Annotated in this window: 28 protein-coding genes and 1 other RNA gene; 17 read left to right on the top strand and 12 right to left on the bottom strand. The window is 38.8% G+C overall.

The features are described 5' to 3' along the window. Positions 1–193 precede the first annotated feature (193 nt). The 4 genes from B9T30_RS02455 to B9T30_RS02440 form a co-directional block, all read right to left on the bottom strand. Positions 194–1,621, bottom strand: coding sequence for a PLP-dependent aminotransferase family protein (locus B9T30_RS02455; RefSeq protein WP_086183617.1), 1,428 nt, complete (start codon positions 1,619–1,621; stop codon positions 194–196). A gap of 143 nt (positions 1,622–1,764) precedes the next feature. Beyond that, entirely contained in the window at positions 1,765–1,881 is a 117-nt protein-coding gene (locus B9T30_RS16550; RefSeq protein ID WP_413772550.1) for a DUF2474 domain-containing protein, read from the bottom strand. 30 nt (positions 1,882–1,911) lie between these two features. Continuing rightward, on the bottom strand, positions 1,912–2,916 hold the full coding sequence (gene cydB / locus B9T30_RS02445) for a cytochrome d ubiquinol oxidase subunit II (protein ID WP_086183616.1): 1,005 nt from the start codon (positions 2,914–2,916) through the stop codon (positions 1,912–1,914). Then, positions 2,909–4,369 carry a cytochrome ubiquinol oxidase subunit I gene (locus B9T30_RS02440; RefSeq protein ID WP_086183615.1) on the bottom strand — a complete coding sequence of 487 codons (1,461 nt, stop codon included), beginning with the start codon at positions 4,367–4,369 and terminating at the stop codon, positions 2,909–2,911. The genes cydB and B9T30_RS02440 overlap by 8 nt, the downstream gene beginning before the upstream one ends. Positions 4,370–4,762: 393 nt before the next feature. Here B9T30_RS02440 and B9T30_RS02435 point away from each other — a divergent pair, with 393 nt between their 5' ends. From B9T30_RS02435 to B9T30_RS02405, 8 genes are all read left to right on the top strand, one after another. Next, entirely contained in the window at positions 4,763–5,578 is an 816-nt protein-coding gene (locus B9T30_RS02435) for a hypothetical protein (RefSeq protein ID WP_086183614.1), read from the top strand. A 198-nt stretch (positions 5,579–5,776) separates the two neighbouring features. Then, the gene (locus tag B9T30_RS02430) at positions 5,777–6,160 is read left to right on the top strand and encodes a CidA/LrgA family protein (protein WP_086183613.1); all 384 of its coding nucleotides are present in this window, start codon (positions 5,777–5,779) and stop codon (positions 6,158–6,160) included. Further along, positions 6,160–6,852, top strand: coding sequence for an LrgB family protein (locus B9T30_RS02425; protein WP_413772547.1), 693 nt, complete (start codon positions 6,160–6,162; stop codon positions 6,850–6,852). Before B9T30_RS02430 ends, B9T30_RS02425 begins: the two co-directional genes overlap by 1 nt. Positions 6,853–7,014: 162 nt before the next feature. Continuing rightward, entirely contained in the window at positions 7,015–7,164 is a 150-nt protein-coding gene (locus tag B9T30_RS16450; RefSeq protein WP_171264103.1) for a hypothetical protein, read from the top strand. 62 nt (positions 7,165–7,226) lie between these two features. Continuing rightward, the gene (locus B9T30_RS02420) at positions 7,227–7,769 is read left to right on the top strand and encodes a YbhB/YbcL family Raf kinase inhibitor-like protein (RefSeq protein WP_086183611.1); all 543 of its coding nucleotides are present in this window, start codon (positions 7,227–7,229) and stop codon (positions 7,767–7,769) included. Positions 7,770–8,536: 767 nt separating this feature from the next. Further along, positions 8,537–9,343, top strand: a complete 807-nt coding sequence (locus tag B9T30_RS02415; protein WP_086183610.1) for an AraC family transcriptional regulator — start codon at positions 8,537–8,539, stop codon at positions 9,341–9,343. 93 nt (positions 9,344–9,436) lie between these two features. Then, positions 9,437–10,099, top strand: a complete 663-nt coding sequence (gene elbB, locus B9T30_RS02410) for an isoprenoid biosynthesis glyoxalase ElbB (protein ID WP_086183609.1) — start codon at positions 9,437–9,439, stop codon at positions 10,097–10,099. A gap of 72 nt (positions 10,100–10,171) precedes the next feature. Beyond that, complete coding sequence (locus B9T30_RS02405) at positions 10,172–10,846, top strand: 4'-phosphopantetheinyl transferase family protein (RefSeq protein ID WP_086183608.1); 675 nt, start codon at positions 10,172–10,174, stop codon at positions 10,844–10,846. Positions 10,847–11,393: 547 nt separating this feature from the next. Here the strand turns inward: B9T30_RS02405 and ssrS are convergent. From ssrS to B9T30_RS02390, 3 genes are all read right to left on the bottom strand, one after another. Then, positions 11,394–11,578: non-coding RNA, 6S RNA (ssrS, locus tag B9T30_RS02400), on the bottom strand. A gap of 100 nt (positions 11,579–11,678) precedes the next feature. Beyond that, positions 11,679–11,963 carry a cell division protein ZapA gene (locus B9T30_RS02395; RefSeq protein ID WP_086183607.1) on the bottom strand — a complete coding sequence of 95 codons (285 nt, stop codon included), beginning with the start codon at positions 11,961–11,963 and terminating at the stop codon, positions 11,679–11,681. Between the two features lie 2 nt (positions 11,964–11,965). Continuing rightward, complete coding sequence (locus B9T30_RS02390; protein WP_086164245.1) at positions 11,966–12,517, bottom strand: hypothetical protein; 552 nt, start codon at positions 12,515–12,517, stop codon at positions 11,966–11,968. Between the two features lie 64 nt (positions 12,518–12,581). Between B9T30_RS02390 and B9T30_RS02385 the strand changes: the two genes are divergently transcribed. Next, positions 12,582–13,214, top strand: coding sequence for a UPF0149 family protein (locus B9T30_RS02385; protein WP_086183606.1), 633 nt, complete (start codon positions 12,582–12,584; stop codon positions 13,212–13,214). Positions 13,215–13,293: 79 nt separating this feature from the next. Further along, a complete protein-coding gene (pepP, locus tag B9T30_RS02380) occupies positions 13,294–14,613 on the top strand; it encodes a Xaa-Pro aminopeptidase (protein ID WP_171264113.1) in 1,320 nt (439 codons plus the stop codon). Between the two features lie 174 nt (positions 14,614–14,787). On the opposite strand, the gene B9T30_RS02375 is transcribed toward pepP, so the two are convergent. Then, a complete protein-coding gene (locus tag B9T30_RS02375; RefSeq protein WP_086183604.1) occupies positions 14,788–15,168 on the bottom strand; it encodes a hypothetical protein in 381 nt (126 codons plus the stop codon). 387 nt (positions 15,169–15,555) lie between these two features. Here B9T30_RS02375 and ubiH point away from each other — a divergent pair, with 387 nt between their 5' ends. The 3 genes from ubiH to B9T30_RS02360 all read left to right on the top strand — a co-directional run bounded on the left by ubiH (position 15,556) and on the right by B9T30_RS02360 (position 18,431). Next, positions 15,556–16,764, top strand: coding sequence for a 2-octaprenyl-6-methoxyphenyl hydroxylase (ubiH, locus tag B9T30_RS02370; protein ID WP_086183603.1), 1,209 nt, complete (start codon positions 15,556–15,558; stop codon positions 16,762–16,764). Continuing rightward, positions 16,761–18,002: an FAD-dependent monooxygenase gene (locus B9T30_RS02365; RefSeq protein WP_086183602.1), complete on the top strand. Its 1,242-nt coding sequence runs from the start codon at positions 16,761–16,763 to the stop codon at positions 18,000–18,002. Before ubiH ends, B9T30_RS02365 begins: the two co-directional genes overlap by 4 nt. Positions 18,003–18,179: 177 nt before the next feature. Beyond that, entirely contained in the window at positions 18,180–18,431 is a 252-nt protein-coding gene (locus B9T30_RS02360) for a hypothetical protein (RefSeq protein ID WP_086164239.1), read from the top strand. 80 nt (positions 18,432–18,511) lie between these two features. On the opposite strand, the gene rsmI is transcribed toward B9T30_RS02360, so the two are convergent. Next, on the bottom strand, positions 18,512–19,351 hold the full coding sequence (gene rsmI / locus B9T30_RS02355) for a 16S rRNA (cytidine(1402)-2'-O)-methyltransferase (RefSeq protein WP_086183601.1): 840 nt from the start codon (positions 19,349–19,351) through the stop codon (positions 18,512–18,514). Positions 19,352–19,363: 12 nt separating this feature from the next. Here rsmI and B9T30_RS02350 point away from each other — a divergent pair, with 12 nt between their 5' ends. The 4 genes from B9T30_RS02350 to B9T30_RS02335 all read left to right on the top strand — a co-directional run bounded on the left by B9T30_RS02350 (position 19,364) and on the right by B9T30_RS02335 (position 22,356). Next, positions 19,364–20,299, top strand: coding sequence for a penicillin-binding protein activator (locus B9T30_RS02350; RefSeq protein WP_086183600.1), 936 nt, complete (start codon positions 19,364–19,366; stop codon positions 20,297–20,299). Continuing rightward, complete coding sequence (locus B9T30_RS02345; protein WP_086183599.1) at positions 20,299–20,730, top strand: YraN family protein; 432 nt, start codon at positions 20,299–20,301, stop codon at positions 20,728–20,730. The genes B9T30_RS02350 and B9T30_RS02345 overlap by 1 nt, the downstream gene beginning before the upstream one ends. Before the next feature lie 65 nt (positions 20,731–20,795). Next, the gene (locus tag B9T30_RS02340; RefSeq protein WP_086183598.1) at positions 20,796–21,479 is read left to right on the top strand and encodes a BON domain-containing protein; all 684 of its coding nucleotides are present in this window, start codon (positions 20,796–20,798) and stop codon (positions 21,477–21,479) included. Then, a complete protein-coding gene (locus B9T30_RS02335) occupies positions 21,469–22,356 on the top strand; it encodes an alpha/beta hydrolase (protein ID WP_086183597.1) in 888 nt (295 codons plus the stop codon). Before B9T30_RS02340 ends, B9T30_RS02335 begins: the two co-directional genes overlap by 11 nt. 1 nt (position 22,357) lies before the next feature. Here B9T30_RS02335 and nudC read toward each other — a convergent pair whose 3' ends face one another. The 3 genes from nudC to dnaQ form a co-directional block, all read right to left on the bottom strand. Further along, positions 22,358–23,131 carry an NAD(+) diphosphatase gene (gene nudC / locus B9T30_RS02330; RefSeq protein WP_086183596.1) on the bottom strand — a complete coding sequence of 258 codons (774 nt, stop codon included), beginning with the start codon at positions 23,129–23,131 and terminating at the stop codon, positions 22,358–22,360. After that, positions 23,131–24,774 (bottom strand): chemotaxis protein, encoded by a 1,644-nt coding sequence (locus tag B9T30_RS02325; RefSeq protein WP_086183595.1) that lies wholly within the window; start codon positions 24,772–24,774, stop codon positions 23,131–23,133. The genes nudC and B9T30_RS02325 overlap by 1 nt, the downstream gene beginning before the upstream one ends. A gap of 124 nt (positions 24,775–24,898) precedes the next feature. Next, positions 24,899–26,332 (bottom strand): DNA polymerase III subunit epsilon, encoded by a 1,434-nt coding sequence (gene dnaQ, locus B9T30_RS02320; protein ID WP_086183594.1) that lies wholly within the window; start codon positions 26,330–26,332, stop codon positions 24,899–24,901. Between the last annotated feature and the right edge of the window lie 133 nt (positions 26,333–26,465).

Below are 26,465 nucleotides of genomic sequence, written 5' to 3'. Positions count from 1 at the left end.
ACTGCTTAGCCTTTAAGATAACATCATTATGTCGAGTTTAGCTTTAAACGTGTAGATACAAAAAATGATTAAAAAAATATAACAGATTTATGTGTTTTTATTCATCTGTTATAGTTATGTGCATATAAATCTAATAATAGAAATTATAAAATACTGACTTTTATGAATCAATTGAGGCTTTAAACGAGATAAATTATGATCGTACAGAAGGGTTATTTATAGCATATTGAATACATTCAACCACCTGTGACAAAGCAAATTTAATTCGATCATTAAAGTCAAAAGAACAATTAATCCGTAAGAAATTATTTTGTTTAGCAAAGTTAGCATTAAATAAGACGCTGGGTGCAATGCTAATATTTCGAGCTAATAGTAGCTGATAAATATAGACACTCTCTATATATTCAGGTAATTCAATCCATAAGAAATAACCTGAGGGATAATAGGCAATTTTACATACAGGCGGTAGATGTTCTGTTAGATAATCATAAAACTGTTTTTTATTACGCTCCAAGGATGAACGTAGGGTTTTAAGATGCTTTTCATAATGACGGTGTGATAAATATTCAACCAGTGCATTTTGAATAAATGAATTGACCGATAGTGTACTCATTAACTGAATATGTTGAATATGTTCGGAAAATTTTCCTGCATAGACCCAGCCCACACGAAAGCCTGCGCCTAATGTTTTAGAGAATGAAGAACAATGTAGCACCAGATTTTGCTGATCAAAGTATTTCATTGAGAGTGGTTTTTTATGGTCATAATACAGTTCTTCATAGACATCATCTTCAATCAAATGAATTTCATACTGATGTAATAACTTCGCCAATTGAAACTTAATTTCATCACTCACGGTAAACCCAATCGGATTATGACAATTCAGCATCAGTAGGCACACCTTGATGGGGTATTTTTGAATTGCTTGTTCAAAGGCATTCAGATCAATTCCATGTTCAGGATGTTCAGGAATGGTAATCACTTTTAAGCCCAAGCGTTCTGCTGCTTGCCATGCGCCATAAAAAATAGTCTGTTGCAATAAAATATAATCACCTGCTTGCGTCATGGCTTGTAAAGACAAGTTCAAAGCATCTAATCCACCCGATGTAATCACAATGTCTGACGGGTCAGTCTGAATCCCTTGCATACAATAGCGTTGAGCGATTAGTTTTCGTAAGGCGAAATTACCAGGTGGCAAGCTGGGCGTTTGTTCATAGCTCAGTCTATGGCGGGCGAGTTGTCCTAAAGTCTGGATTAATTTGGCTGAATAGAGCAATTGGCTATTCGGAAAAGCAGTGCCAAAAGGAATAATCGTATCGGGTTGAATGGATTTTAAATATTGAAATACAGTCGAGTTAATTTCAATTTTAGCATTGAGTGTGACATTCTGATTTTGTTCATCATTTACAGGTTCTTGTGCAACCACAAAATAACCCGACTTTTCTTTTGAATAAATCAGTCCTTGCGCTTCCAGTTCTTGATACGCATTCATGACCGTAATCAAGCTAAAACCCGATAGTTCTGCTTGATGGCGCAAGGAGGGCAATTTTTCATTGGCTTTCCAAGTGCCATTTTCAATTAATAATTTTAGGCTGTTGGCAAGTTTTTCAGATTTATACATAATAATTCAGGTCATCATAATGTAGATAAAATATGGATAGATCACTCTATCCATATGTTTTTATCATAGTTGCTTGGCTACTGTAACAAGTCAATTCAGTCCAATCTGAAAAACCATGAATGTCGATAGATTGCATTAAAATGCTATGACGGATAAGCAAAATATAACAGAACTCGGAACAGTCCAGCAATCAATGCCAATCCTAGAAACCCAACTAACCATAGGACAATAAACCATTGGTTTGAGTTCATTTTAGACATCAGTTTATTCATTAAAAATGCCTCCAAAAATTAATGATAACCCTCATCGCCAATACGAACTTTGTCACGAAATACCCAATAAGATAGGAAGGTATAGGTCATAATGATCGGGATCAAAATGACTGCACCAACTAAAGTAAATTTCAGACTTGATTCTGGTGATGCTGCTTGCCAGATGGTCACAGATGGCGGAATAATATTTGGCCATAAACTGATAATAAAGCCAGTAAATGCGAGAAACACCAATGCCAACGTATAGATAAACGGTTTAACATCTTGCTGTTTCTTGCAAGCAGAGATAATAAGCCAGACAAAAAGTAGCACTAAAATTGGTACAGGGCTGAAATAGAAAAGATTGGGTAAAGAGAACCAGCGCTGTGCAATTTCAGGATGGGTAAATGGAGTATATAAGCTGACACCCGCAAAGATAATCAACAAGGCAATGATTAACTTTGGCATAAGTTGATACATGGTGTGCTGTAAGTTTGCTTCCGTTTTAAGAATTAACCAACCACAACCCAGTGCTGCATACATGGCAACCACACCTATGCCAGAAAAAATAGAGAAAGGTGTCAACCAATCCCACGCACCACCACTGTAAATTCCATGTGTGGTTTCAATTCCCTGAATATAAGCACCAAGAATCACACCTTGAAAGAAGCTAGATAGAATCGAACCCCAAATAAAGGCTTGATCCCACAAGTATTTGGTACGCGTTGCTTTAAAACGAAACTCAAATGCAACGCCACGGAAAATTAAGGCCACCACCATGAAGGTAATGGGCAGATAAAGTGCGGAAAGAATAGTCGCATATGCCAAGGGGAAGGCAGCATATAAACTTGCCCCACCTAGCACCATCCATGTTTCATTGCCATCCCAAACAGGGGCAACGGTATTCATCATTACATCACGTTCCTGATGATCCTGAATGAATGGGAATAAAATCCCAATCCCAAGGTCAAAACCATCCATAACGACATAAATAAGGACACCTAGACCGATAATACCGACCCAGATTAAAGCCAGATCAATCATGATGTTTCTCCTTATTTTGATCTGTCGTTGATGTTTCATCATCAATCATTTCATCCACAGCACTCAGTGGACGTAATGGGGTTTTAAAATGACCCAGACCAGTTGTTTCTTCAGGTGCTAAACTGTCTAAGAACGCAGGGCCAGTTTTAATCAGTTTGAGCATGTAGTAAATGCCGCTACCAAACACCACGGTATAGACCAACACAAAAATAAGCAGACTAAGACCGACTTGATCCGCTGTGACAGAGTGGGATAAACCATCCCGAGTACGCATTACGCCATAAACCACCCACGGCTGACGACCGACTTCAGTGGTGACCCAACCTGCTAATAAGGCAACATAACCCGTAGGCCCCATGATGATGGCAAATTTATGGAACCATGAGCTTTCATACAATGAACCTTGCTTACGTAACCAGAGTGCAGTCAAAGAGAGCAGTACCATCAACATTCCCAGACTGACCATGACACGAAAGCTCCAGAAGACGATTGGTACATTTGGGCGATCTTCAGCTGCAAAATCTTTTAAGCCTGTGACTTGACCATCCATTGAGTGGGTGAGAATCAGACTCCCCAAATGAGGAATACCGAATTCGACTGCATTGCGTTCATTTTGCATATCTGGAATTGCAAACAGCAGCAGTGGCATTGCATGATCACGATTGGTTTCCCAGTGTCCCTCAATTGCTGCCAGTTTTGCAGGTTGATGTTTTAGAGTGTTTAAGCCGTGGTGATCGCCAATAACGACTTGTAAACATGAGGTGATCAGAACCATCCATAAACCCATAGAGAATGATTTTTTAACCAAAGCATCACGCCGTCCTTTACATAAATGCCATCCTGCTGTACCGACCACCAGTAAAGATGACACGAGGAATGCTGCGGTAGCCATATGGGCAAAACGGTAGGGGAAGGAAGGATTAAAGACAATGGCCCACCAGTCGGTAGGTACAATAATGCCATTTTCAATGGCAAAGCCTTGCGGAGTCTGCATCCAACTGTTCGAGGATAAAATCCAGAACATGGAAATACAGGTGCCAATTGCCACCATGAGCGTTGCAAAGAAATGTGCTTTTGGACTGACTCGTCCCCAGCCAAACAGCATAATGCCGAGAAAACCAGCTTCAAGAAAGAAAGCACTTAGCACTTCATAGGTCAGTAAAGGCCCCGTAATACTGCCTGCTATGCGTGAGAATTCACTCCAGTTAGTACCGAACTGATAACTCATGACAACGCCTGATACCACGCCCATACCAAAGGCAACCGCAAAGATTTTAATCCAGTACTTGAATAAATCTTTATAGATCGGGTCTTGAGTACGTAACCATTTCCATTCCAGTACCGCAAGGAAACATGCCAGCCCAATAGAGGTAGCAGGGAAAATAATGTGAAAAGAAACAGTAAAAGCAAATTGTATGCGCGCTAATTCTAGAGCAGTGAGTCCAAGGCTCATATCACTCTCCACATTGTGAGCAGATCATTGCGTTTTACATGACGGATAGAACAACAGTCATTTGATAAAACAGCACAAAAAGTAAGAGATCGTTTCATTTAAACCACCGATCAAGAGGAATTACTTTATCTTGCATCACAATTTAAATGATGAGTAGGTACAGAAAATTGCTTAAAAAAATATAACAGTTTGAACTGTGATTTTTAGAACTGTTATATTTTTTTCCAATGTTTTTGTAGCTATACATTTGAGCAGCATCACGACAAAATCTATTTCAGTCTCATGAGTGGCTATTTGTTAATGCATCAAGTTGGGGTTGGACATGACGGATCAGCATTGAATGAGCAAGCGAAATACTCATGAAATATAGATTCGAAGCAAAATGGTGATGCAATGTTTGTTACAGAGAAATTGAATACACTCTCAGAACTCATCGAAACAAAGAGTTTTTCTGAGCAATTAAAGAATATATTGCAACAGCAATATGTCAATTTAGAAGCAACATTATTACGTGCCAAAGTTTTACGTGAATTTTCAAAGCTTAAAGTTCATTATATTATTCAATCTGAAATTCAAGCAGAGCAGGCAAGTTTAGCTTTTCTTTTTGCACCTTTTATTTTAGCGAACCTGAATAAAACAGTGATTTATAATACACCTGCAACGGAGCCTGTTCTTAATATTTTGAATACTTATTATCAGGCAGAAAAAAAGCAGACTTTGAAAATAGATGAAGTTTTGAGCACTTTAAATATTTATTTAGATTTAAGTCTGACTGAATTAGAGGAGAGTGATTTTTTATATCTGTCCCTTATTAAAGCCCTGTGTAGAGCGGATGTTTCAAGTATTTTCATTATTACAAATTTGAACATTAATTCTGAAAAACGAGATGAATTAGAAACATTTTTTAAAGTGAATATCCGCCTGATTAGTACACAGCATCAGGAAAAAATTATTGATAGTAGTGAGATGAATACGCGTAAATTATTATTTAAAAACAAAGATGCAGACTATATTAAACTTTGTGAAAAATTTTCAGAAATTAATGCTGAGCTGCTTCAGTATTGTGATAGTTATAATACGCAGCAAAGCATTCACTTAATTGAAGATATGTTCTATGCCGAGCATATTTATGAAAAATTATCTGTTTATGCTGAATATATGCAAACCTGTCTACAACATCAAAATTCTGTATTTAGTCCTCGTCTTTAACTGTGTTAACGCAGTGAATGGCTTGAGGTATTCTTAATGAATTTATTTTTAATTTTAGCCAAATTTTATCTGCAATTGAAGTTAAATACATATTTCGATATGCAGTTAAAAGAAAAATCTGTGTTTAAAATTTATAAACACATCTCCATTGAGCCTTTTAAACAGCAAACTTGTACAAGTTGAGTACATCATTAAATCATGTTGAGTTCATTCCGTTTAAAACAGCTGCGAGTTACGTTATTACAGATTCTTCTGATCCTGATGGTTTGGGGCTTTGCTTATAGCATTCAAAAATTTTTACATTTACCAATTGCATCAGGCGTGTTGGGTTTCTTCATTTTATTATTTTTGCTTGAAATGCAATGGATTCGACTAGAGCAGGTGGAACATGGTGCTAACCTATTGTTAACTGAATTACTTTTATTTTTTATTCCACCTGTGGTTGGGGTTATTCAATATCAGCAATTACTCATGAGTAGCGGATGGAAAATCGTCATCGTAATTTTTATCAGTACTTTTCTGGTGATGGCAAGTTCAATGCTTAGTGTCAGGATGTTATTAAAACAGGATGAGGTTAAATAATGTCACTTTGGGGAGTATTTTTCTTTATATGGACGCTCGTGTGTTATTTCTTTGCCAAGAAATTATTTATACACACAAGAAAAATTTATTTTTCTCCCATTATTATTGTGCCCATATTGAGTATTTTAAGCATTCTCATTTTTCAGCGTACTTTTCAGGATTATTACAGTTATACCCAATACTTAGTGGCAATGCTCGGGCCAATTACTGTGGCATTTGCAATTCCTGTATTTAGATATAGAACGATGATCCGTAAATATTTTAAAGTTTTAATTATCACCTCCAGTATTTCGATGTTGATTGGTATTTTAAGCAGCTGGTGTTTGGCAAATTTATTTAATATTGAGCAAATCGTAAAAAATAGTTTATTGGCACGTTCGATTTCTATCCCATTTGCCTTGATCTTGACTGAAAAAATTGATGGCTCTATTAGTCTTATTCCACTTTTTACTGTGATTACAGGATTAGTGGGGATGTTATTTGGAGACCTATTTTTGATGTGGATGAGATATCCGCATCGGATTGCTTATGGTGCTGCATTTGGTAATGCTGCACATGCGATGGGGATTGCTCGGGCACAACAACGTCATTCCGAGGAAGGGGTCGTGGCAAGTTTGTCGATGATTATTTCTGGCATAATTATGGTTCTATTTGCGCCACCTGTGATTGCATTGATTAAAATGCTGTCATAGCCTGAATTTTATTTAAGCCAACTGTTTGAATGATAAATCATTGTTTAAGCAGAATGTGGTTTATTGGGGCTTAACGCATCCTGAAGATTGTAGTGGTGAGTTTGAGTCATAGTCAGTTAAAAGAATCAGACTAGATTGTTGAAAAAAATGAATAATAAAATCATGTCACTATATGCATACGGCATGAGTTGTCTTGACATTGTAAAACATATCGCAGGTATGTGTGGACTGGATATATCAGATGGGGCAGTGGCTAAATTGTTTGTATTTGATCAGGATATGATTTGTTTAGGCGAAAATATGGCGTGTTAGAGAGAATTTGAGCGAAGCAAAAACATTAAGATCACCGTGTTTTTTCATAAACGGAGATCTCAATGTATAAGTCTATTTTAAAACTCATGCTGCCTGTTATCGGGTTGACCGCTGGATTCGCACATGCTGACGAATTCAAATTAAAAAGTACCGATATCGCGCATGGCGTATTCATGAAAAATACGTTCGAATTCCAAGGTTTTGGTTGTTCGGGCGAAAATAAATCTCCGCAGTTGTCATGGAGTGGCGCTCCAGCTGGGACGCAGGCTTATGCAATCATGGCTTATGATCCAGATGCACCGACTGGCAGTGGCTGGTGGCACTGGCAAGTGGTGAATATCCCTGCTGAAGTGACTTCAATTCCATCTGGTAATGGCAAGCTCGATTATAAAGATGTGATTGATGTGAGCAATGATTATGGTCAAAAAGGATTTGGGGGAGCGTGTCCGCCTCAAGGTCATGGCGCACATCGCTATCAATTCACGGTGTATGCACTTTCAAAAAAACTGGAATTACCTGCTGATGCATCTGGGGCATTGACAGGTTATATGGTCAAAGCCCATTCGTTGGCATCAAGTACGATCGAAGCTCTATATAAAAGATAAAGTATTTCAATAGCTTCTTGAGCTATTGAACATGTAGCTCAGGAGGCTGTTGAATCTTATTCGCAATACATGTTTCTTAAACGAAGGAAAAATAACATGTCTGCTCATAAACACCTCGTTAATTAGCCATTTTATCTAACTTAAAGGTGTCTACAAAATCGGTGACTATTCACTTATAGCAAATAGTTGCGGTTTCTCCAGCATAACAAGAGGTTTTACAGGGAACAGTATTTTTTATTATTCCCATAAAATGAATAGCTTAAAATTTAATCTTGGTTATACTGGTGCAAATTCCGATGGTGATTGCACCTAGCTCTAGCATACAGTGATGAAAATGATGTGTTGGGCATTCAATATGTTGATTTAGGGGATAAATCAACTGCGGTAAATGGGAGCAACAATAAAAATGCAATCAGATTGTATTACCTAAACAGATCATGAGTTGGCAGCTTACTTCTTTATATGAACACATTAATACACTGCGTTCTGGTCAAGATGGCTTCTAAATATTTCAATTTAGAAACCTAGCAGCAATTTTGTTCGGGTTGTAGCTGCATTTAGACACATGTCCAATACAAAATTTAAATTCATAAATGGTTTACGCTATTCTGGATATGGTTGTCATCAGAAAAATTTGGCTTTAGCTTTCAGCTATTTCTTAGGTTTTTAAAAGTCTTAGATTTATCTATGCAGTATTAATTTAATATTAGGGGTGGAGTTTCAGGATATAACGATCAATAAATAGCTGATATCCCGAACGCTTAATTATGGATAATATTATTGTAGTCGCTAAAGAAGCGGTTAAAAATCAGTCGTGTTTCCCTTTTTCAGTTTATTCTTCTCATAAAGAGCAGATGATTACCAATGTGCCTATTATCAAGCCATTACTCATTTTTATACTCAGTGGTACTAAACAATTGGGTAAATCTGGATCGGTAGAATGTCTGTCAGGTAGCTTTGTATTTTTATCGAACAGTCCTCGAATTGATATGCGAAACATCCCGATTCAAGAGGAGTATTTTGCGGTACTGATTGATTTCGAACACGAAGATTTTGCTGAACTCCCTAAAAATTCTGCGCCGTATAAGAAATATTTTCAGGGTGAAATAAACCCCGTGCTCGCCAGCGCACTTTGCCAATTGATAGAGTTTTCATCAATCGCACCATCTCAAGTGATGAGGTTGAGAAAAAGAGAAATACTCGAGATTATCTATCATTCTGGTTACAAGGATGTTTGCAATATTGTTGAACCTCCAAGCTTAAGTGAGAAGGTTCAATCGATGATTTCAAATGATATTTCTTGTGATTGGTCTGTGGATTTAATTGCTTCTAATTTATTTATGAGTGCTTCAACATTAAGACGTAAGCTTAAAAGTGAAGGCAATAATATCCAAGATATTCGCAATCGAGCCCGATTAGGTCATGGGCTTCATTTATTACAAACCACGCAATTTCATATTGGCAATATTGCAGAGCAGTGTGGTTATCAATCTCAATCTAGATTTACCGAACAATTCAAGATTCTTTTTGGTATGACGCCACGAGAAATTCGTAAAACAAAAATGCTTGATTAGGGATAATTTATGACGTATTCGGATGTATTGTGACTCGACAGATACATTTATGATTTGTTTGCAACACATTGCAAAGCAAATTAAGGAATGAGTATGAAAAAAGTCGCGGTTATTTTATCAGGCTGTGGTTATTTAGATGGAGCGGAAATTCGAGAGTCTGTTTTAGCGCTATTGGCATTGGATATAGAAGGTATTGAATACAGTATCTTTGCACCAGATATGCAGCAACATCATGTAGTGAATCATATCACTGGTGAGCCTGATCCATCTGCAAGCAGAAATGTACTACAAGAGGCGGGCAGAATTGCTCGGGGCGAGATTAGCCCGATTACGGAACTTAAAGCAGAACAATTTGATGGTCTTGTTATTCCTGGCGGTTTTGGCGTTGCAAAGAATCTATCAACATTTGCCTTTAAAGGTGCCGAGGGTGAAGTAGATTCCGTGGTCGTTGCTGTTCTAACAGATTTTAAAACAAGTCATAAACCAATCGGTGCAATATGTATTTCTCCTGCATTATTGGCACTGGCATTTGGTGACCTTCAGCCTACACTTACTATTGGCAGCCATGCTGGAACTGCCGCAGAAATCGAAAAAACGGGTGCTGTGCATCAGGTATGTGAAACCAATGATTGTGTTATAGACACGACCAATCGCTTGGTTACAACACCAGCCTACATGGATGATCATGCCAATTTAAAGGATATTTTCCAAGGGATTACTAAGTTGGTGAAAGGCATGGTCGCCCTTAGTAAATAAGGTTTTGTTCTTTTATAGGGGCAGGGTAATCACTGTCCTTATTGGCTCCGCTTAATAGCTTGAGATGGCACAGTGCTGAATCGTTTTGTGAATTGCTATATTCGTCTTCCACTTCCTAATAGGTTTATAGAAACACAAAAACTGTTATATGAACCATGTGCTGACCTGTATTTGGCATATTGTAAATTTAATCGACAATATTTTGATGTGAATTTGTTTGATGAACTCTCAATTCTGCTTCCAAATCAGTTGCTGTCATATCCAAGTATTAGGCAAAGTGAGTTTTTGGCGGGGCGTTATACGGCCAAAGTAGCACTGTCTGCAATGCACCAAAGGGTTTGCTTGGAACAAGTAAATATTGGTAAGCATAAAGAACCGATATTTCCCCAAAATGTGATTGGCACACTCACGCATAGCAACAGTATAGCAATGTGTGCGGTTACTCCTTCAAGATTGGTCAGTTTTGTGGGAATAGACATAGAACCGATTATGACAAAAACCGATCTTTCGGGGATAGAGGGTAAAGTTTATTCGTCAAGAGAACTTCATTTATTGACTGCAAAAGGAATAAGTAAAGAAATAGCGGCTACATTGATCTTTTCTGCAAAGGAAAGCGTGTTCAAAGCTTTTTCTAAGCAAATTCATCATGGTATTGATTTTCAGCGTTTTGAACTATCTGGGTTTAGCTATTTGAGGCATTCACTCACAATGAAATTTGATGTGAGAGAAGTCAATTTTGAGGCTTAGATTATGGTTGCAGCAAAAATACATAAACAGCACGTTTTAACGCTTGTAGCTCAATAACAGTAATCAATTCATAGCTAAAAAATAATTTAAAGTCGATTTATCTTCTGTTTGAGTACACCACAGTATTTTTCTATGCAATTAAACTCAGAAGGGCAGTTGTGGAACACATCCCCCGTATTGCGCTGATTAAACTTAACTGCTTTTTCTATTCCTGTCAGCATTATGCAAGGGTAACGAGGCATCAGAATTTTAAGGTTTATGCAGGGTTGAGTTATTGTTCTGCCAGATAGAAAAAATATTATGCTTTCAAAGCTCATATCATGATGAATACATCGATCATAGGCTTTGATCGTTGAGGTACTTAATTGCTGGTGAAATTATATTTTTTAACCGATATGGAAGGTTTTAAGGCAAATAAGCAATATTGAGCCATTATGAATAGCTGTTAAAAGTATTTCTTACTGACGAAATTTTAATTGAAACCACATTTATAAATAATTTTTAGTATATTTATTTTATATAAATTACTGTTTTTAGAGTAAATAAAAACACTCCGATGATGCCGCTGCATGTCATTACCCTTGAACCCTAAAGTTCAAGGTGGACGCGACGCATACTTGCTGGGTTTCCTACTCGAAGGCAGGCATACACTCTAAATATACAGAACACAATCCAATGGTGTTGATATCGGCTCAGGGGAACTTGACCCGCTGGCGAACACCTCAGAGATGTAGTAAGTATAACGAATAATGTGGCATTGGCAAATCTTCAGTGTGCAGTAACTGTAAACTTACATTTCAAATGCCGATACTTTGTTCAGTTTGAATAAAAACTAAACTAAATCATCCACATCTTCTAAAATGGTTGCGAGTAAACGCTCGCAATGTGAATACTCTTGCAACGACTTATTCATCACCAGTACTTCTTGCATCAGTTCTAGCGCCACCATAATAATCAGTTTACTTGGTTCAAGACGTGGGGCTTTACGACGAAAATCATCATATTTTTGATTTAATAATTCAGCGGCGCGCTCTAAATCACCTTTTTCACTTTCAGTCGTGGCTAAACGAAAAGTATGTCCCAATACACGCAACTCAACAGCAATTTGTTCAGTCATGATTAAATGTCCTCATTTGCTTCTGTTGGGTGAGCAAGTTGTTGAATTTCTTGCGCGTGATGATCCTGAGCCGTGCCTAAAATAGACAAGCGCTGAATAATGGCTTCGACTTTTGCTTTGGCATGTTCATTTTTTTGTAACAATCTTTCACGTTCTTGCTGAAAACCCTGAATTTCCTGTTGAGCAAGACGCTGTTCATTTTGCATTTTTTCTTTGATGACACGTAGTTCATTACGTTCAGCAAGAATTTCTTGAAAACGATTCTTAAGATCGGTACAACTTTTTTCTAAACGACTATAACGATCAGCCAGTGAGGTCGCATCTGTATTCAATTGCTTGAATTGAGACTGCGCATCACTTAATTGCTCGCTAAGGTTGTCTATTTCTTCTTGTTTCTGGGTAATGATGCCGTTCTTTTGCACAATTTGGGCATGATGATGATCGGCAGAATTTTCTTTTGCCGCGTTGAGTGCATTATTTTCACTTTCATAATGCGTAAGTCGCGTTTTTAAAACGCCAATATGCGCCTGTAGACGCTGTAATTCTTCTAACATATCGTAGTCGCACAGTATTGCAAACAAAGGTAATATATACGAAGTATAGAGATTGGATAAACGAATGCAAGACGATATTTCAGGTTGGTCGGAATGGCACCACAATTTTTCAAAAATTGAAGAGATTTCAAGCCCAAGTGAGTTACATGGATTACTTACAGGTATTGTTTGTGTTACTCAAGCACCTAAAAGTGAAGAATGGCAACAAATTTTAGCAACGCTTGAAATTCCAGCATTGGATGATCATGTTCTAGATTTGTTAACAGGTGAAGCAGAAGATATTGCGCATGCATTGTCGGATGATGAACTGGATTATTTACCACTGCTTCCAGATGATGAGCATGTCCTCGCTGACCGTGTACAAGCATTGGCAGATTGGTGTGCAGGCGTAGTACTGGGCTTCGGTTTGGCTTCAGGTCATATTCGCCAAGATGAAATGGAACTGATCGAACATCTACAAGATGTGGCAGCAGTTGAATTTGAAGAATCGGATAATGATGAAGAAGGTGAGGAAAGTTATCAGGAACTTTATGAATTTGTGCGTTTAATTCCTGTTAGTCTGTCTTTGGGACGCAAAAAAGTGGAAATTGCAGAAACACCATTGCTGAAAAATCTTCAGCCGCAATTGAAACAAAGTACAGCTGCACCAGAAACAAACAATATTGTAGAAATGTTTACACCGCATCGTCCAAGCTAATTCAGACGACTGAGATGTAACAACAAGCAATCTAAAAGTTATTAACTCCACCTATAAAAGATAAAAGTACCTCTCAATGATGAAACTGACTCAAGCAGATTTTCAGGAACGTCGCGACCGCCTAGCAGAAGAAATGGGTCCGCACAGTATTGCGATTATTGCCACCAGTCCGGTTGCTATGCGTAACCGTGATGCAGATTATAAATTTCGTGCGGACAGTAGCTTTTTCTACCTGACGGGATTTGCCGAACCTGAAGCAGTGGCAATCATTGAGACCTTTGAGTCTATAGATGAAGGTTATACCTATAGCTTGTTCTGCCGCGAACGTGACCGTGAAATGGAAATCTGGCACGGTTACCGAGCGGGAGTTGATGGTGCGGTAGAGGATTATGATGCCGATGAAGCTTATGCCATTGATCTGCTGGATGAGGAAATTATTGAGAAATTGCTCAATAAGCAAAAACTATTTTATCGCATGGGGCAACAAGTCGATTTTGATGCACGTGTAGCCAAATGGATTGCTGAAGCCAATGGCGAATCGCGTAAAGGCTCATCTGCACCTGCACAGGTGATTCAACTCGATCGTATTTTAGATGAAATGCGTTTGCATAAGTCGACACAAGAAATTGAGTTGATGCAAATCGCATCGACTATTTCAGCTCAAGCACATACCCGTGCTATGCAAGCAGTTAAGCCGGGCATGATGGAATATGCGCTTGAAGCCGAACTGAATTATATTTTTGGTCAAAATGGTTGTGTGCCTTCGTATAACAGTATTGTTGGCGGTGGTGCAAATGGCTGTATTTTACATTATGTTGAAAATGACAAAGTACTGAAAGATGGCGATTTAGTCCTGATTGATGCGGCTTGTGAATATCAGCTGTATGCCTCGGACATTACCCGTACTTTTCCAGTCAACGGCAAATTTAGCCCTGAACAAAAAGCACTATATGAGATTGTTTTAAAAGCGCAACTTGCAGCGATTGATGCTGTGCGTATTGGTAATTCGTATAAAGAACCACATCGTATTGCAGTACGTATTTTGGTGCAGGGTTTACTTGATTTGGGCTTGATGCAAGGCGATATTGAACAGATTATTGAATCTGAAAGTTTCCATCAATTCTATATGCATGGTACAGGCCACTGGTTGGGTATGGACGTGCATGATGTCGGTTCATACAAACAAGATGGAGACTGGCGTACCTATGAAGAAGGCATGGCGGTGACAGTTGAACCAGGGCTTTATATTGCACCAGATGATGAAACTGTAGATGCGAAATGGCGTGGCATAGGCATTCGTATTGAAGATGATGTGGTTGTGACTAAAAATGGACCACGTGTTTTAACTGCTGCGGTCGTGAAAACGGTTGAAGAAATTGAAGCGTTGATGGCTCAATAACTAAAATGAGCGTTAAAAGCCGATCTGAAGTAAAAGATCGGCTTTTGACGTTCTGGAAAATGATGTTATTCCCAAGTAAAAATGCCCTATACCGACTTTCTACTTGAGGCTTACACTAAAAAAGCGAGGATCTACAGTCTTCGCTTCGTGTAACAACCATTATATTAAATAGACTTAATGATTGGTTTCAAAATCAACACTAATTCTATCAACTCTCCATTTCACAATAGTTTGATCTAAATAAGAAAAATCGATTTTTAAAATACTATCCTCAAAAATTAAATCGTTAGTTTTAATTTTGCCATTATCTAAAAATCCTATGATTTCATACTGTAAGCTATCATCTATTTGCCGAATTTGAGGAAAAGAAGTTATCTGTTCAACTATATATTCATCAAAAACAATTGCTTCTAAATCGACAATATAATTTTTTTTAAAATCTATAGGGAATGGAATTGAGGAACTGAATACTAGTAAGGTGCGATTGTGAATCTTAATATTTAAAAGAAATTCAAAATCATCATTATATTCTGTGATTTGAACTGTATATTTCATTTTTATTCTCTAAATCTATTAGCTGAAATTTAAGTGTTTCTAAAATTAATATAATACATCTTATACGAAATTATTATTTTATTCTGATATAAATCATTAATCTAGGTTTTTCATTAAAGCCCAATCTCAACCGTTTAGGCTTTTTAAATGATTATTCACGTTGCACGATTTTAATTCGTTGGATTAAACAACTATCTGAGCAATATCAGCGAGAAGTCTATAGCGTTGTTACTTCAATCACCACTACGACAGAGCTTTACCGTGAAAGTACGTAAAAACATCCACTTTATTATAAAAATTAAGATCTTTGATGTAATATAAAATCCATTAAAAGTTATAGGTATTTGAAGGTTGTGACTTCGGATACATCATAAAAAGGATATACGCATGCAGCAAGAAGTGATCATTGTCGGCGGTGGTATGGTCGGGCTAAGTCTGGCGTTAATGTTGGCCAAGGCAAACATTGCGGTTAAGCTGTTAGAGGCGATTAAGTACCCGAATTATGATGATGTCAATCTTGCGCCATATCACTCCAGTTTTGATGCGCGAAATAGTGCATTGTCGCGTCGTAGTGTACAAATTTATCAAGAACTCGGTTTATGGCATGCATTGCAAGCGCATGCAACCCCAATTCTTGAGGTGCATATTACTGAACAAGGTAGTTTTGGTAAGGCACGTTTAAAAGCAGAACAAGAAAAAGTCGAAAGCTTTGGTCAGGTGATTGAAAATGCTTGGTTGGGGCGTGTGCTTCTGACAGAAGTTCGCAAACAGCCGCTCATTGAACTGATTGATGGTGTGCAGGTTACTTCGCTGACGCAAGATACCGATCAAGCATTGATTGAGGCGATACGTGGCGAAGAACATTTGTCATTACATGCAAAATTGGTGATTGCTGCCGATGGTCGTGATTCATTTTGCCGTAAAGCCCTCGGTATTGGTGCAAGCGAACATGATTACGACCAAGTTGCAATTGTCACCACAGTACAAACGTCGAAACCGCATAAGCATGTTGGCTTTGAACGTTTTAGCCATTTAGGGCCTTTGGCATTATTACCTTTACCGGGTGAATATCGTCGCTCTGTGGTTTGGCCGGTGAAAAAAGGCACAGAAGGCGAATGGCTGGGCGATGAAAATGACCAACATTTCCTTGATGCTTTACAAGAAACCTATGGCGACCGCGCAGGTAAATTCCAAAAAACAGGTAAACGCTTTAGCTTCCCATTGTCACAAGTGCTTGCAGAAAAACAAGCCGTTGGTCGCGTGGTATTGATGGGAAATGCAGCACACACCATTCATCCTGTGGCGGGGCAAGGTTTTAACCTGTGTATGCGTGATGCTTATGTCTTGGTTCGTTATCTGACAGAGCAACTCGCACAATCGGATGATATTGGTCAGCCAAGTATGTTACTTGCATATGAGCAAGCGCGTTTAACCGATCAACAACGTGTGATTAAATTCTGCGATTCTGTGGTACGTGGCTTTAGCAATCAAAATCCGATACTTAAATTTATCCGAAACACAGGTTTGGTGGCTTTTGATACCATTCCGGGCATTAAACCGCTTGTTGCCAATTATGCAATGGGGTTAAAAGCATGAGTGACGTTTTAGATGTGCTAGAGGTGGTCATTATTGGTGGTGGTTTAGTTGGTGGTTTAACTGCCTTGCTGCTTGCTCAAGGTGGCGTGCAAGCAACGGTTTTAGATGCGGCTCCCATTTTGGATGAAGCTAAAACTTTAGCCGTTGCCAATCCACGTGTATTGGCCTTAAGCCAAGCGACCATTCATTTGCTCAAAACAGTCCATGTCTGGGACAAACTTGCACGTCACATGCCTTATAGTGGTATGCAAGTGTGGAATAAAAATGGCTATGGTGAAATTAATTTTGGACAGCCTAGCCAAAACATGCCCAGTGCTGAACAGACTTTGGGTTCGATGGTGGAGCCCAGCGTCTTGAATTTAGCCATTCAGCAAAAAATGCTGGAACAGGTGAAAGATTATCGGACTCAAGTCAAAGTTACCCGTGTGGAACAAGGCATTGGGGTTTGGCATATTCACCTTGCCGATGGTTCACAGCTAAAAACCAAATTGGTGATTGGTGCTGATGGTGCAAATTCATTTGTACGCGAGCAAGCTTTTATCGACATTGATGTTTTGGATTATAAGCAAGCAGGATTGACCTGTGCGATCCGAACTGCACAGCCACATCTGCATGTGGCGCGTCAAATTTTTCTTGAAACTGGCCCACTGGCATTTTTACCGATGGCGAGTTTAAAACCTGAACAAGAGGGTTATTGGCAATCGATTGTCTGGACATTACCAGACGATTATGCCGAAGAATATGCAGCTCTGGATGATGCAGAGTTTTGTGCACTTCTTACCCGTGAAAGTCATCATATGTTGGGTCAAGTTCTAGAGGCAACGCCACGCGCACAATTTCCACTGAAAGCACGTGCAGCACAGCAGTATGTCAAAGCAGGCTTAGCGTTAATTGGTGATGCTGCACATGTGATTCATCCTTTAGCAGGGCAAGGGGTGAATATTGGTTGCTTAGATGCCGCTATTTTATGTGATGTGTTGCTGCATGATCAAAAGCGTGGTGTATGGGCACACGAGCAAACCCTACAGCGTTATGAGCACCGTCGTAAAGGACAAAATGATGCCATGATGCACAGTATGTCTGCACTGGGGTGGTTGGAAACGACACAGCTTTTTCCAGTGGTATGGGCGCGAAATTTTGGCTTAAAACAAGTGGAACAGCATGCGATTTTAAAAGATGCCTTTTTGTCTCAAGCCAATGGATTGCAGGTTTTAAAACAGACCATGTATGCCGTTTAATTTTGAAAATGCTGCTTTTTGTACAAATATTCATATAAGTTTACTTTTTTGATTAAAAAAGATACGATTTTTTGATATTTAACTCTATGCGAAATGCTCAGAGATTGCTAAATTTCTTCCTAATTCGCATCCAATTTAAATTGGATCAAGAGAAGTCATTTGTGGGGAGAAATAAAGATGACGGATATGAATGACTACGATGACGTAGAAGAAACAGCAGTAGATGATGATGAAGCCAAAGCGGCTGAAAAAGGTGCATCTGACAGCAGTGAAAACAGTGCAACTGATGGTGATATGGCAGAAGCTGAAACATTGACTGTGACAGCAAAATTGAAGCAACGTCAGGCATTGGAAGATGAAGTTGCAGCTTTTCTGGCACGTGGTGGACGCATTACGGAAGTTCCTGCGGACGAATCTGCAAAAGACTAATCCTTTTTTGCTCCATGTTGTCAGACATATAAAAAAGCATCACTTCGGTGATGCTTTTTTAGTTTTGATGAACTAATTCTTTAAACTTTATTGGTGAGTTCCAACGCACGTTGATACGCCACTTTCTTTTTAATGCCAGTCAAGTCCGCTGCCAGTTGCGAAGCCGCTTTGACCGATAAATCTTGCAATAAACGCGTTAATAACTGATCTAGTTTTTCTTGTTCTAAATCCTTCTCTTGCGTTGCACCACCAATCACTAAAACAATTTCGCCTTTTTGCTGGTTACGATCCGATTCAATCAATTGAATTAAATCTGCCAAGGTCATTTTTTTAATGGTTTCAAAGGTTTTAGTAATTTCACGAGCAAAACCCACAGGGCGGTCTGCCCCAAAAACATCTGCCATATCTTTAACTGACTCTAAAATACGGTGTGGTGCTTCATAAAAAATTAAAGTTTGTGTTTCATCTTTGAGCTTTTCTAACTGAATCAGGCGTTGAGATTGACGAGAAGGCAAGAAGCCTTGAAAACTAAAACGGTCGCTAGGTAAACCCACCGAACTAAGTGCGGCAATTGCAGCGCAGGCACCGGGTACAGGAACAACACGGATATTATTGTCTTGTGCGGCACGCACCAATTTAAAACCCGGATCACTAATGAGCGGTGTACCCGCATCACTAATCAATGCCATGTTTTCGCCGTTCAGCAATCTTTGGATCAAAATATCAATTTTGTTACTTTCATTATGCTCATGACAAGCAGTGAGTGGAGTTGATATATTATGGTGCTTTAATAATTGAGCAGAAGTACGTGTATCTTCTGCCGCGATAATACTCACTGACTTTAAAACATCAATAGCACGATAAGTAATGTCATCTAAGTGCCCAATTGGGGTCGCTACAACAAATAACTGAGCACTCATAAGGTTTTTCCAATGTTGAATAATAAAAAGAATTTGATAGGTTTTATCCTGTTTGGCATTTTTAATTATGCACAAGCCGAAGTATTGGTCATTTTACCTGAATCGGGGCCTATGGCGCGAGCTGGATTGAGTATCAAACAGGGCTTTATGAGTGCTTATCAAGCATCGGGCATAAAAACCTCGATTAAATTTGTAAACTCAGATCAGAAATCTATGGCGCAACTGTTAAAACGCCATGTGAGCAAAAGCACGCAAATGATTGTTGGGCCTTTAGCGCGTAGCGACGTGGATATTGTAATGCAGGCGAACCTCAAGCTGCGTATTTTGGCTTTAAACGATGTCAGCAACCAAGCGGAAAATGTGTGGCAATTTAGTTTGTCGAAAAAACAAGATGCGGATGCACTGAATCAAGTGTTCGAGCAAGATAAAATTAAACAGCTCTATGTTTTGCGTCAAAAAGGATCGGAAGCTGAAACTGAACTTTTTTTGATGTCGTTAATGGGGCAAACGCAGCATGCTATTCGCATTGTGGAAGAAGTGCCCCAAAAGCTGACCAAGCAGCAGGGTTTATTATTGCTTGGTCAGCATGAATGGATAAACAGCCTGATTAAACTGCCCACGCAGCACATTTATGTATTGGCCAATGCCATTGAACAAGATCAAACCATACCTCAGGGCGTGAAATTTTGTGATGCACCCGCTTTATATAGCCGTGTCTGGCCCGATCTGATACATGCCTATCAACAGAACCCCGTTGCGATGTCCTATCAGCGATTATTAGCATTTGGTGGCGATGCTTGGCAGATTAGCCAGCAGTATTTACAAACGCCTCATTTGAGAAATCTTGAGTTTCAGGGACGTACAGGACTGATTCAACTGAGTGATCATCAAATTCATCGTGTACCACATTGTTATGAAAATACTCAAAAAGGTTTGAAGGTGTTGTAATGTTAGAGACGATATCTAGCCTATTAAACTTGGGGCAGTGGGCAGAGCAGCAGGCTTTAAAGTTATTACAAGCGCAGGGTTTTACCTTGATTGTTGCGAATTATCATTGCCGCTATGGGGAAATTGATCTGATTGTACAAAAGGATCAAGAGTTGATTTTTGTGGAGGTCAAGGCACGCTCAGTGACGCAATATGCACAATCATGTGAAACGATTTCATCCTCAAAGCAAAAGAAGATTATGAAATCAGCACTGTGCTTTTTAAATGCACAGCCACAATTCCAAGAATTTTATTGCCGTTTTGATGTGATTTGTTTTGATTTTTTCCAACAATTTGCAAAAAAGATACAGCAAGATTTTTCTAAATGCCCTTATGATCAGCAATGGATAGAAAATGCTTTTACTTTTGATCAAGAGTTTATTAATCTTTGAACAAAATTAGAGTATAAATATTGCAATAAAATAGAATTTAAATGGATGATTAGGAGTCTTGCTGAGTGTTTAATCGTATTGCAATGACGTTACTGTGTGTAGCAAGTTTATCTGGTTGTGCGAGCTTTATATCAAGTGGTACAGGGTCAGCGCCAGTTGGAACAGAAAGTGGTGCTCGTTCACTTGGACAGGTATTTATTGATTCTTCTATAGAACGTACTGCTAAAATTAATTTATATAAATTAGATTCACGCTTTAAACAATCTCGTGTAAATATTGAAAGTTTTCACGGTAATGTCCTGCTTACAGGACAAGTGCCAGATGCGCATTTAAAGCAATTGGCGGAAGATAATTTACGTGCGATGACGGATGTTAAAACGGTACATAATTACCTTACCGTTGGCGATCAAATTGGTTATAGCAGCATTATGCAAGATACCACGGTGACGGCAAATACACGTGGTTTGATTATGAAAGCTGTGGTGGTCTCTGATAGTAAAGTGCGTATCCATACCGAAGATGGGATTCTGTACGTGATGGGGCGTTTAAATCAGGCAGAGATTAATGATCTTAATCAAGTGCTTCAGCAAGTGGGTAATGTTACTAAAATTATTACCTTGATTGATAATGTTGAACAATCACGTGCAGTGACTTCAAGCTTTAGCAGTCCAGTTGTCAATGCGCAACCTGTTGAACAAACACCTGTAGCAATCGATCCAGATCAAGCAGAGCCTACGAATGCTCAATAATGTTACTCGGGTCATCACAAAAACGTTGCATCAAAAAGTAGAATTGGCGAGAACGCTGTATAAAGAGTTCCGCCTTTACGATTTTGGTAGTTATGTCTTGAATCGTTTAACTCCTCGAAAGGGTTATACGCTGAATAAAAATATTGCTTATGGTCTAAAAGCACGACAGCGCTTAGATATTTTTTCTGCCGAAGTCGCACGTGAGCAACGCCCTTTAATTGTGTTTGTACATGGCGGGGCATGGTTGCATGGGGACAAAAAAGACTATCGCTTTGTCGGTGAAGCCTTTGCGAAAGAAGGCTATGATGTTGTCGTCATTAATTATCATCTGGCACCGAAATATGTTTTTCCGAGTTATATTGATGACTTGAATTTGGCATTAAATTATCTGACGCAGCATCAAACGAAATTAAAGATTCGCACTGAAAAAATAGTCTTGATGGGGCATTCAGCGGGTGCCTTTAATGTGATGTCGGCCATTTATCATCCGAAGCCTTATGCTTTGCAATGTCGTTCTCAAATTCGCGTGATTATTGGTTTATCGGGACCTTATCATTTTGATTATAAAGATGATCCTTTATGTGCAGACGCATTTGATCAGAACGTACCCTATCAAAATGTCATGCCGTATTATTTTGTTGAAACCAATGAAGTTAAGCATTACCTCTTTTTAGCATCGAATGATCAAGTGGTTGGTCGTAATAATTCAGAAGATTTTCATCGTATTTTGCAGGAAAAGGGTAATCATAGCCAAATGATTACCATCTCTGGTACGGGGCATGTTTCCATTATGGGATCGGTTTCGAGTTTGTTTAGCCGTTATTTCCAAACCAAAAAACAAATTTTGGCGGTTTTAGAGGAAGCGTTAAAACCTTAATTTATAACCATTCACGAGTGTCATCTGCCACAGGGTGACCTTCAATGACATGTTTGATCATCGCGTATGCAATGCTGCCTTTAAATGGAATTTCAGGCAGTTGATCAAATTTAAAAAATTGCGCATCGCTAATTTCTTCTTCTTGAAGTTTGATTACTCCAGAAGCATATTCAGCACGAAAAGCGAGCATGAGATTGCTTGGGAAAGGCCAAGGTTGGCTGGCAAGATATTGGACATTTTTTAATTTTAATCCAATTTCCTCGAAGGTTTCACGGCGTACAGCCTCTTCCAAAGTTTCCCCAACTTCGACAAAACCTGCAATGAGACCGTACATATCGGTTGTATTTTTTGCATTTTTTGCCAGCAGAATTTCATCATCACCGCGTGTAATTACAATGATAACGCAAGGTTGGACACGGGGATATTGATGATAGCGGCATGCAGGGCAAATCATGGCATGTTCAGTCGGATGTGCTTCTGTTTGATGCCCACAATGACTGCAAAATTTATGGTTTCTACGCCATTCTAAGAGTTGAATTGCACGACTGGCATATTCAAATTGCTGGGTATCCCAAAGCGTCAATAATTGACGGATGGGAACCAACTGTAAACCTTGAGGAATGGCTTCATCTTCACGTAAATCACGGGCAATCACTTGATCGCCTGCCTGAAAGTAAAGATCACTTGCTAAACTTTCAACTTGAGGAAGTTGAAAGTTTTCATCCACTAAAAGTTGATGTTGATGAAAAATATAAGCAAGTGATAATTCAGACATTAGGCAACAGTTTTCAGTTTTTCGCTACTTTGCAATGCTACATTAAACATCGACTGTAATACAGGCTGTTTGTATTTTAAATTGTCAATCATCATATCGGCACTGGCTAAAGTGTCGAGCGTATAATTGATGTGTTCAGGGTTGATTAATCCTGACGTTTCAATTTGCTGTTGGATAAAATCAGCCGCAGTTCTTAATGCCGTTTGACCTGCTTCAGCATTTAAGAACAGTAATGCACCACCAATTTCACGTAATTGGGTCGGAATACTTTCTACTATCGTAAGATTATTGTCTTGTGCATATTGCATTAAGGTTTGACTAGACAGATCAACCAGCATCTTCGCTTCATTGAGTAAAGCTTCATGTGCTTCGTCCAAACGATCTAACGAAATATTCATATTGTTGACACGAAGCTGTAAACGGCTTGAAGTGTGATGACGCTCTAAGACCCCAATTGAATTCATTGCAGATAAAATACAATTCATCAATTGTTGTGCAAAACCTTCATCTTTTAGCACCTCTGCATCGTTAAGCAAACTGGCTTGGCGCGATAAATCATTGAAGGCTTCATTGAGATTTAACACTTTGAAAATATTAGCCAGATTGTTTAACTTCTGTTGTAATTCTGAAGTTTTCTCTGCGGTCATGTTTTGATAGTTGTATTCGATGTCGTTACGAATTTGTGCCATTTCACTGGTCACAAGTTCACTAATCGTATGCATGGTATCAAAATCAGGGCCATATAAATGACGGCTGAAGACTTGTAATTGCGTATCTGTAAGATGGTCGTCACCAATGTTTAATTGGTTACGAATATGCTGTGCAGCATCATCTTCTTGGCTAATACACAAACTTAAAATATTGGCTAAATCGGACAAACTTGGTTTGAAACGATCAGGTGCATTGAAATATTGGGCCATATTTCTTTCAATACTGACTAAGGTGCGTAAACGTGGGTCATTGAGCAGCAAATGATCCATCTGATTAAACGCGACATGCACCAAATTCCAATATTGTTTACTTGGTGTATTTTCAGCAAGACCTGCTAAATATGCACCGACTAATTTAATGGCTTGAAGATCAAATTCAGTTTCATCTTGTTTAATCATCTTGTTCAAAGATAATTTATACAAGCGATGCACATATTTAGATTTTTCTAATGTAGGTGCTTGAGGCAGTTGAAAATCTGGGGTGATGCAGTCAAGTAGCGACTCGATATGCTGACCTTCATGGGTAATTGGCTTACCCAAGACAATTTCCAAACGATTGAGGGTGTCGAGTAGGAATTGTGGAATTTTAACTTCGCGTAAGCAAATAAATTCGATATAGCGCTTCAACATGGTGGTGCCTTCACTTAAAGCAATCACCTCTTGCGTGTTAATTTGCGCAGGATTCCCCATAATTTTACGCATTAATTCAGCTGAATATTGTGCAATTTTAGCCAAACTTTGCATGTCAATTAGCGCCAAGACTTGAGCACATTGCTCAAATTGATTGAGCGCATCATCAATACCAAAAGGTAAACTTTGGTCTTCTGCTAAAGTACTCACCGCTGATTCAACTAATTTAATTGAGTTATCAACCTCATTTTTTATTATCAGCAATGCAGTTGGGTCAAAATGAATAGAGGTTTGGTAAGACATGTATCTGCACCTTTCCTAGGGTTTTATCTGTTTATGAGCAGCCAATTAAGGCGAAACTTCTTTACGTTTAACTATAACTTAACTGCTAAACGTTTAAATACAAAAAACACTAGAAATGTAGATTTTATTTTACAAAAAGACAGGCTATTCCATGTTTTTCTTCAAATTGTTTGATCCATGTCTCATGTTCATCAAGTTCTTGTGCTGAAGGATAAATGATTGGTAGATCAACCTGTACACTTTGCTGGCGTGCTGTTTGTGCTTCTTGTTGTTCACTTTCAGTCAAGCTATCCATATCGAAGGAGACTTGACCACCTGTCATGGCAAGATAGACATCGGATAAAATTTCCGCATCGAGTAACGCACCGTGGAAGGTACGGTCTCGTTGTGGAACTTCATAACGGCGCACTAAAGCATCGAGGGAGTTTTTTTGTCCCGGATGCTTATTTTTTGCCATAGCCAAGGTGTCTGTGACGGAACAGACTTCAGAGAGGGCAACAAAACCTGCACGTTTAAACTCCATGTTCAGGAAGTTCATATCGAAGGTGGCGTTATGGGCAATAATTTCAGCACCTTTTAAATAATTAAAAAGTACCTCTGCAATTTCTGCATACTCAGGTTTGTCTTGCAAGAAGGCATCTGAAATACCATGAATATTTTCAGAGTCGCCCACAGGTTTTTTCGGGTTGATATAAATATGAATGGAGCTGCCCGTAAGTTTACGGTTCACCATTTCAATCGCACCGACCTCAATAATACGATCCGTATCTTGGAAATAAAAACCTGTGGTTTCTGTATCTAAAATCAGTTGACGTGGGCCAAAAACCTCTTTGCTTCGAGGGGTAATAACAATGTGTGGATGCGCCGATGCAGAAGGTGTGGCAGTGCTCGATAAAACTTCTTGCTGAGGCATAATATCGTCTTGCACCGTTTCAGTCTGAGCAATTTCTACTGTTAAATGTTCTGCAATTTGATCATCATTTTCTAAAATTTCATCGTCATCTTGTGGATCAGAATCCATTAAATCAAAACCAAAAGGGTCATCTAACAACCAATCTCTTTCATCTTTTTTTTTATCCATATCGACAACAACTGTGGGTGTTTGATTTGCATTTGCAGATGGATTTTTCATGGACTCAAGGGTTTGGTCTGCCCCTAAATTTGCCAATTGATCTGCCATTTCATTACCTGCATGTCCTGCATGACCTTTAATCCAGTGCCACTCAATTTCACGACCTTGGCAGGTTGCATCCAGTAATTTCCAAAGATCTGGATTTTTAACATCTTTCCAGTTTTTCTTTTTCCAGCCGTGAATCCACTCGGTAATGCCTTGTTTGACGTAGTTCGAATCGGTCCAGATAATCAATTTGGCATCGTTAGGGCAAAATTTAATCCCTTCAATTGCCGCCATTAATTCCATACGATTGTTGGTGGTGTGTGGTTCGCCACCATAAAGTTTGTGTTCTTCAGATTCAGTAATGACATATGCACCCCAACCGCCTAAACCAGGATTGCCGCGGCAAGCACCATCGACATAGAGTGTAATTGTTTGAGTCATATAACCAAATCCGAACAAGTGAGAGTCAAATTAAACAAAGTGAGTGGTATATTGTATAACGCAATTGCAGTTTAGAACCGTCTAACATGGTTAATTTTTAATTTCTTGTAACATTTATACTGAAATAGCGCTA

Source organism: Acinetobacter sp. ANC 4973, assembly GCF_002135275.1.
GTDB classification, from domain to species: domain Bacteria; phylum Pseudomonadota; class Gammaproteobacteria; order Pseudomonadales; family Moraxellaceae; genus Acinetobacter; species Acinetobacter kyonggiensis.
The sequence above is the reverse complement of the archived record's forward strand: the minus strand, read 5'-3'. Positions and strand labels throughout refer to the sequence as shown.

What these genes read in the sequence shown, in the direction of transcription:
- B9T30_RS02455 (WP_086183617.1), bottom strand. Translation starts at nt 1,621, where the DNA reads ATGTATAAATCTGAAAAACTTGCCAACAGCCTAAAATTATTAATTGAA.
- B9T30_RS16550 (WP_413772550.1), bottom strand. Translation starts at nt 1,881, where the DNA reads ATGTCTAAAATGAACTCAAACCAATGGTTTATTGTCCTATGGTTAGTT.
- cydB (WP_086183616.1), bottom strand. Translation starts at nt 2,916, where the DNA reads ATGATTGATCTGGCTTTAATCTGGGTCGGTATTATCGGTCTAGGTGTC.
- B9T30_RS02440 (WP_086183615.1), bottom strand. Translation starts at nt 4,369, where the DNA reads ATGAGCCTTGGACTCACTGCTCTAGAATTAGCGCGCATACAATTTGCT.
- B9T30_RS02435 (WP_086183614.1), top strand. Translation starts at nt 4,763, where the DNA reads ATGTTTGTTACAGAGAAATTGAATACACTCTCAGAACTCATCGAAACA.
- B9T30_RS02430 (WP_086183613.1), top strand. Translation starts at nt 5,777, where the DNA reads ATGTTGAGTTCATTCCGTTTAAAACAGCTGCGAGTTACGTTATTACAG.
- B9T30_RS02425 (WP_413772547.1), top strand. Translation starts at nt 6,160, where the DNA reads ATGTCACTTTGGGGAGTATTTTTCTTTATATGGACGCTCGTGTGTTAT.
- B9T30_RS16450 (WP_171264103.1), top strand. Translation starts at nt 7,015, where the DNA reads ATGTCACTATATGCATACGGCATGAGTTGTCTTGACATTGTAAAACAT.
- B9T30_RS02420 (WP_086183611.1), top strand. Translation starts at nt 7,227, where the DNA reads ATGTATAAGTCTATTTTAAAACTCATGCTGCCTGTTATCGGGTTGACC.
- B9T30_RS02415 (WP_086183610.1), top strand. Translation starts at nt 8,537, where the DNA reads ATGGATAATATTATTGTAGTCGCTAAAGAAGCGGTTAAAAATCAGTCG.
- elbB (WP_086183609.1), top strand. Translation starts at nt 9,437, where the DNA reads ATGAAAAAAGTCGCGGTTATTTTATCAGGCTGTGGTTATTTAGATGGA.
- B9T30_RS02395 (WP_086183607.1), bottom strand. Translation starts at nt 11,963, where the DNA reads ATGACTGAACAAATTGCTGTTGAGTTGCGTGTATTGGGACATACTTTT.
- B9T30_RS02390 (WP_086164245.1), bottom strand. Translation starts at nt 12,517, where the DNA reads ATGTTAGAAGAATTACAGCGTCTACAGGCGCATATTGGCGTTTTAAAA.
- B9T30_RS02385 (WP_086183606.1), top strand. Translation starts at nt 12,582, where the DNA reads ATGCAAGACGATATTTCAGGTTGGTCGGAATGGCACCACAATTTTTCA.
- pepP (WP_171264113.1), top strand. Translation starts at nt 13,294, where the DNA reads ATGAAACTGACTCAAGCAGATTTTCAGGAACGTCGCGACCGCCTAGCA.
- B9T30_RS02375 (WP_086183604.1), bottom strand. Translation starts at nt 15,168, where the DNA reads ATGAAATATACAGTTCAAATCACAGAATATAATGATGATTTTGAATTT.
- ubiH (WP_086183603.1), top strand. Translation starts at nt 15,556, where the DNA reads ATGCAGCAAGAAGTGATCATTGTCGGCGGTGGTATGGTCGGGCTAAGT.
- B9T30_RS02365 (WP_086183602.1), top strand. Translation starts at nt 16,761, where the DNA reads ATGAGTGACGTTTTAGATGTGCTAGAGGTGGTCATTATTGGTGGTGGT.
- B9T30_RS02360 (WP_086164239.1), top strand. Translation starts at nt 18,180, where the DNA reads ATGACGGATATGAATGACTACGATGACGTAGAAGAAACAGCAGTAGAT.
- rsmI (WP_086183601.1), bottom strand. Translation starts at nt 19,351, where the DNA reads ATGAGTGCTCAGTTATTTGTTGTAGCGACCCCAATTGGGCACTTAGAT.
- B9T30_RS02350 (WP_086183600.1), top strand. Translation starts at nt 19,364, where the DNA reads ATGTTGAATAATAAAAAGAATTTGATAGGTTTTATCCTGTTTGGCATT.
- B9T30_RS02345 (WP_086183599.1), top strand. Translation starts at nt 20,299, where the DNA reads ATGTTAGAGACGATATCTAGCCTATTAAACTTGGGGCAGTGGGCAGAG.
- B9T30_RS02335 (WP_086183597.1), top strand. Translation starts at nt 21,469, where the DNA reads ATGCTCAATAATGTTACTCGGGTCATCACAAAAACGTTGCATCAAAAA.
- nudC (WP_086183596.1), bottom strand. Translation starts at nt 23,131, where the DNA reads ATGTCTGAATTATCACTTGCTTATATTTTTCATCAACATCAACTTTTA.
- B9T30_RS02325 (WP_086183595.1), bottom strand. Translation starts at nt 24,774, where the DNA reads ATGTCTTACCAAACCTCTATTCATTTTGACCCAACTGCATTGCTGATA.
- dnaQ (WP_086183594.1), bottom strand. Translation starts at nt 26,332, where the DNA reads ATGACTCAAACAATTACACTCTATGTCGATGGTGCTTGCCGCGGCAAT.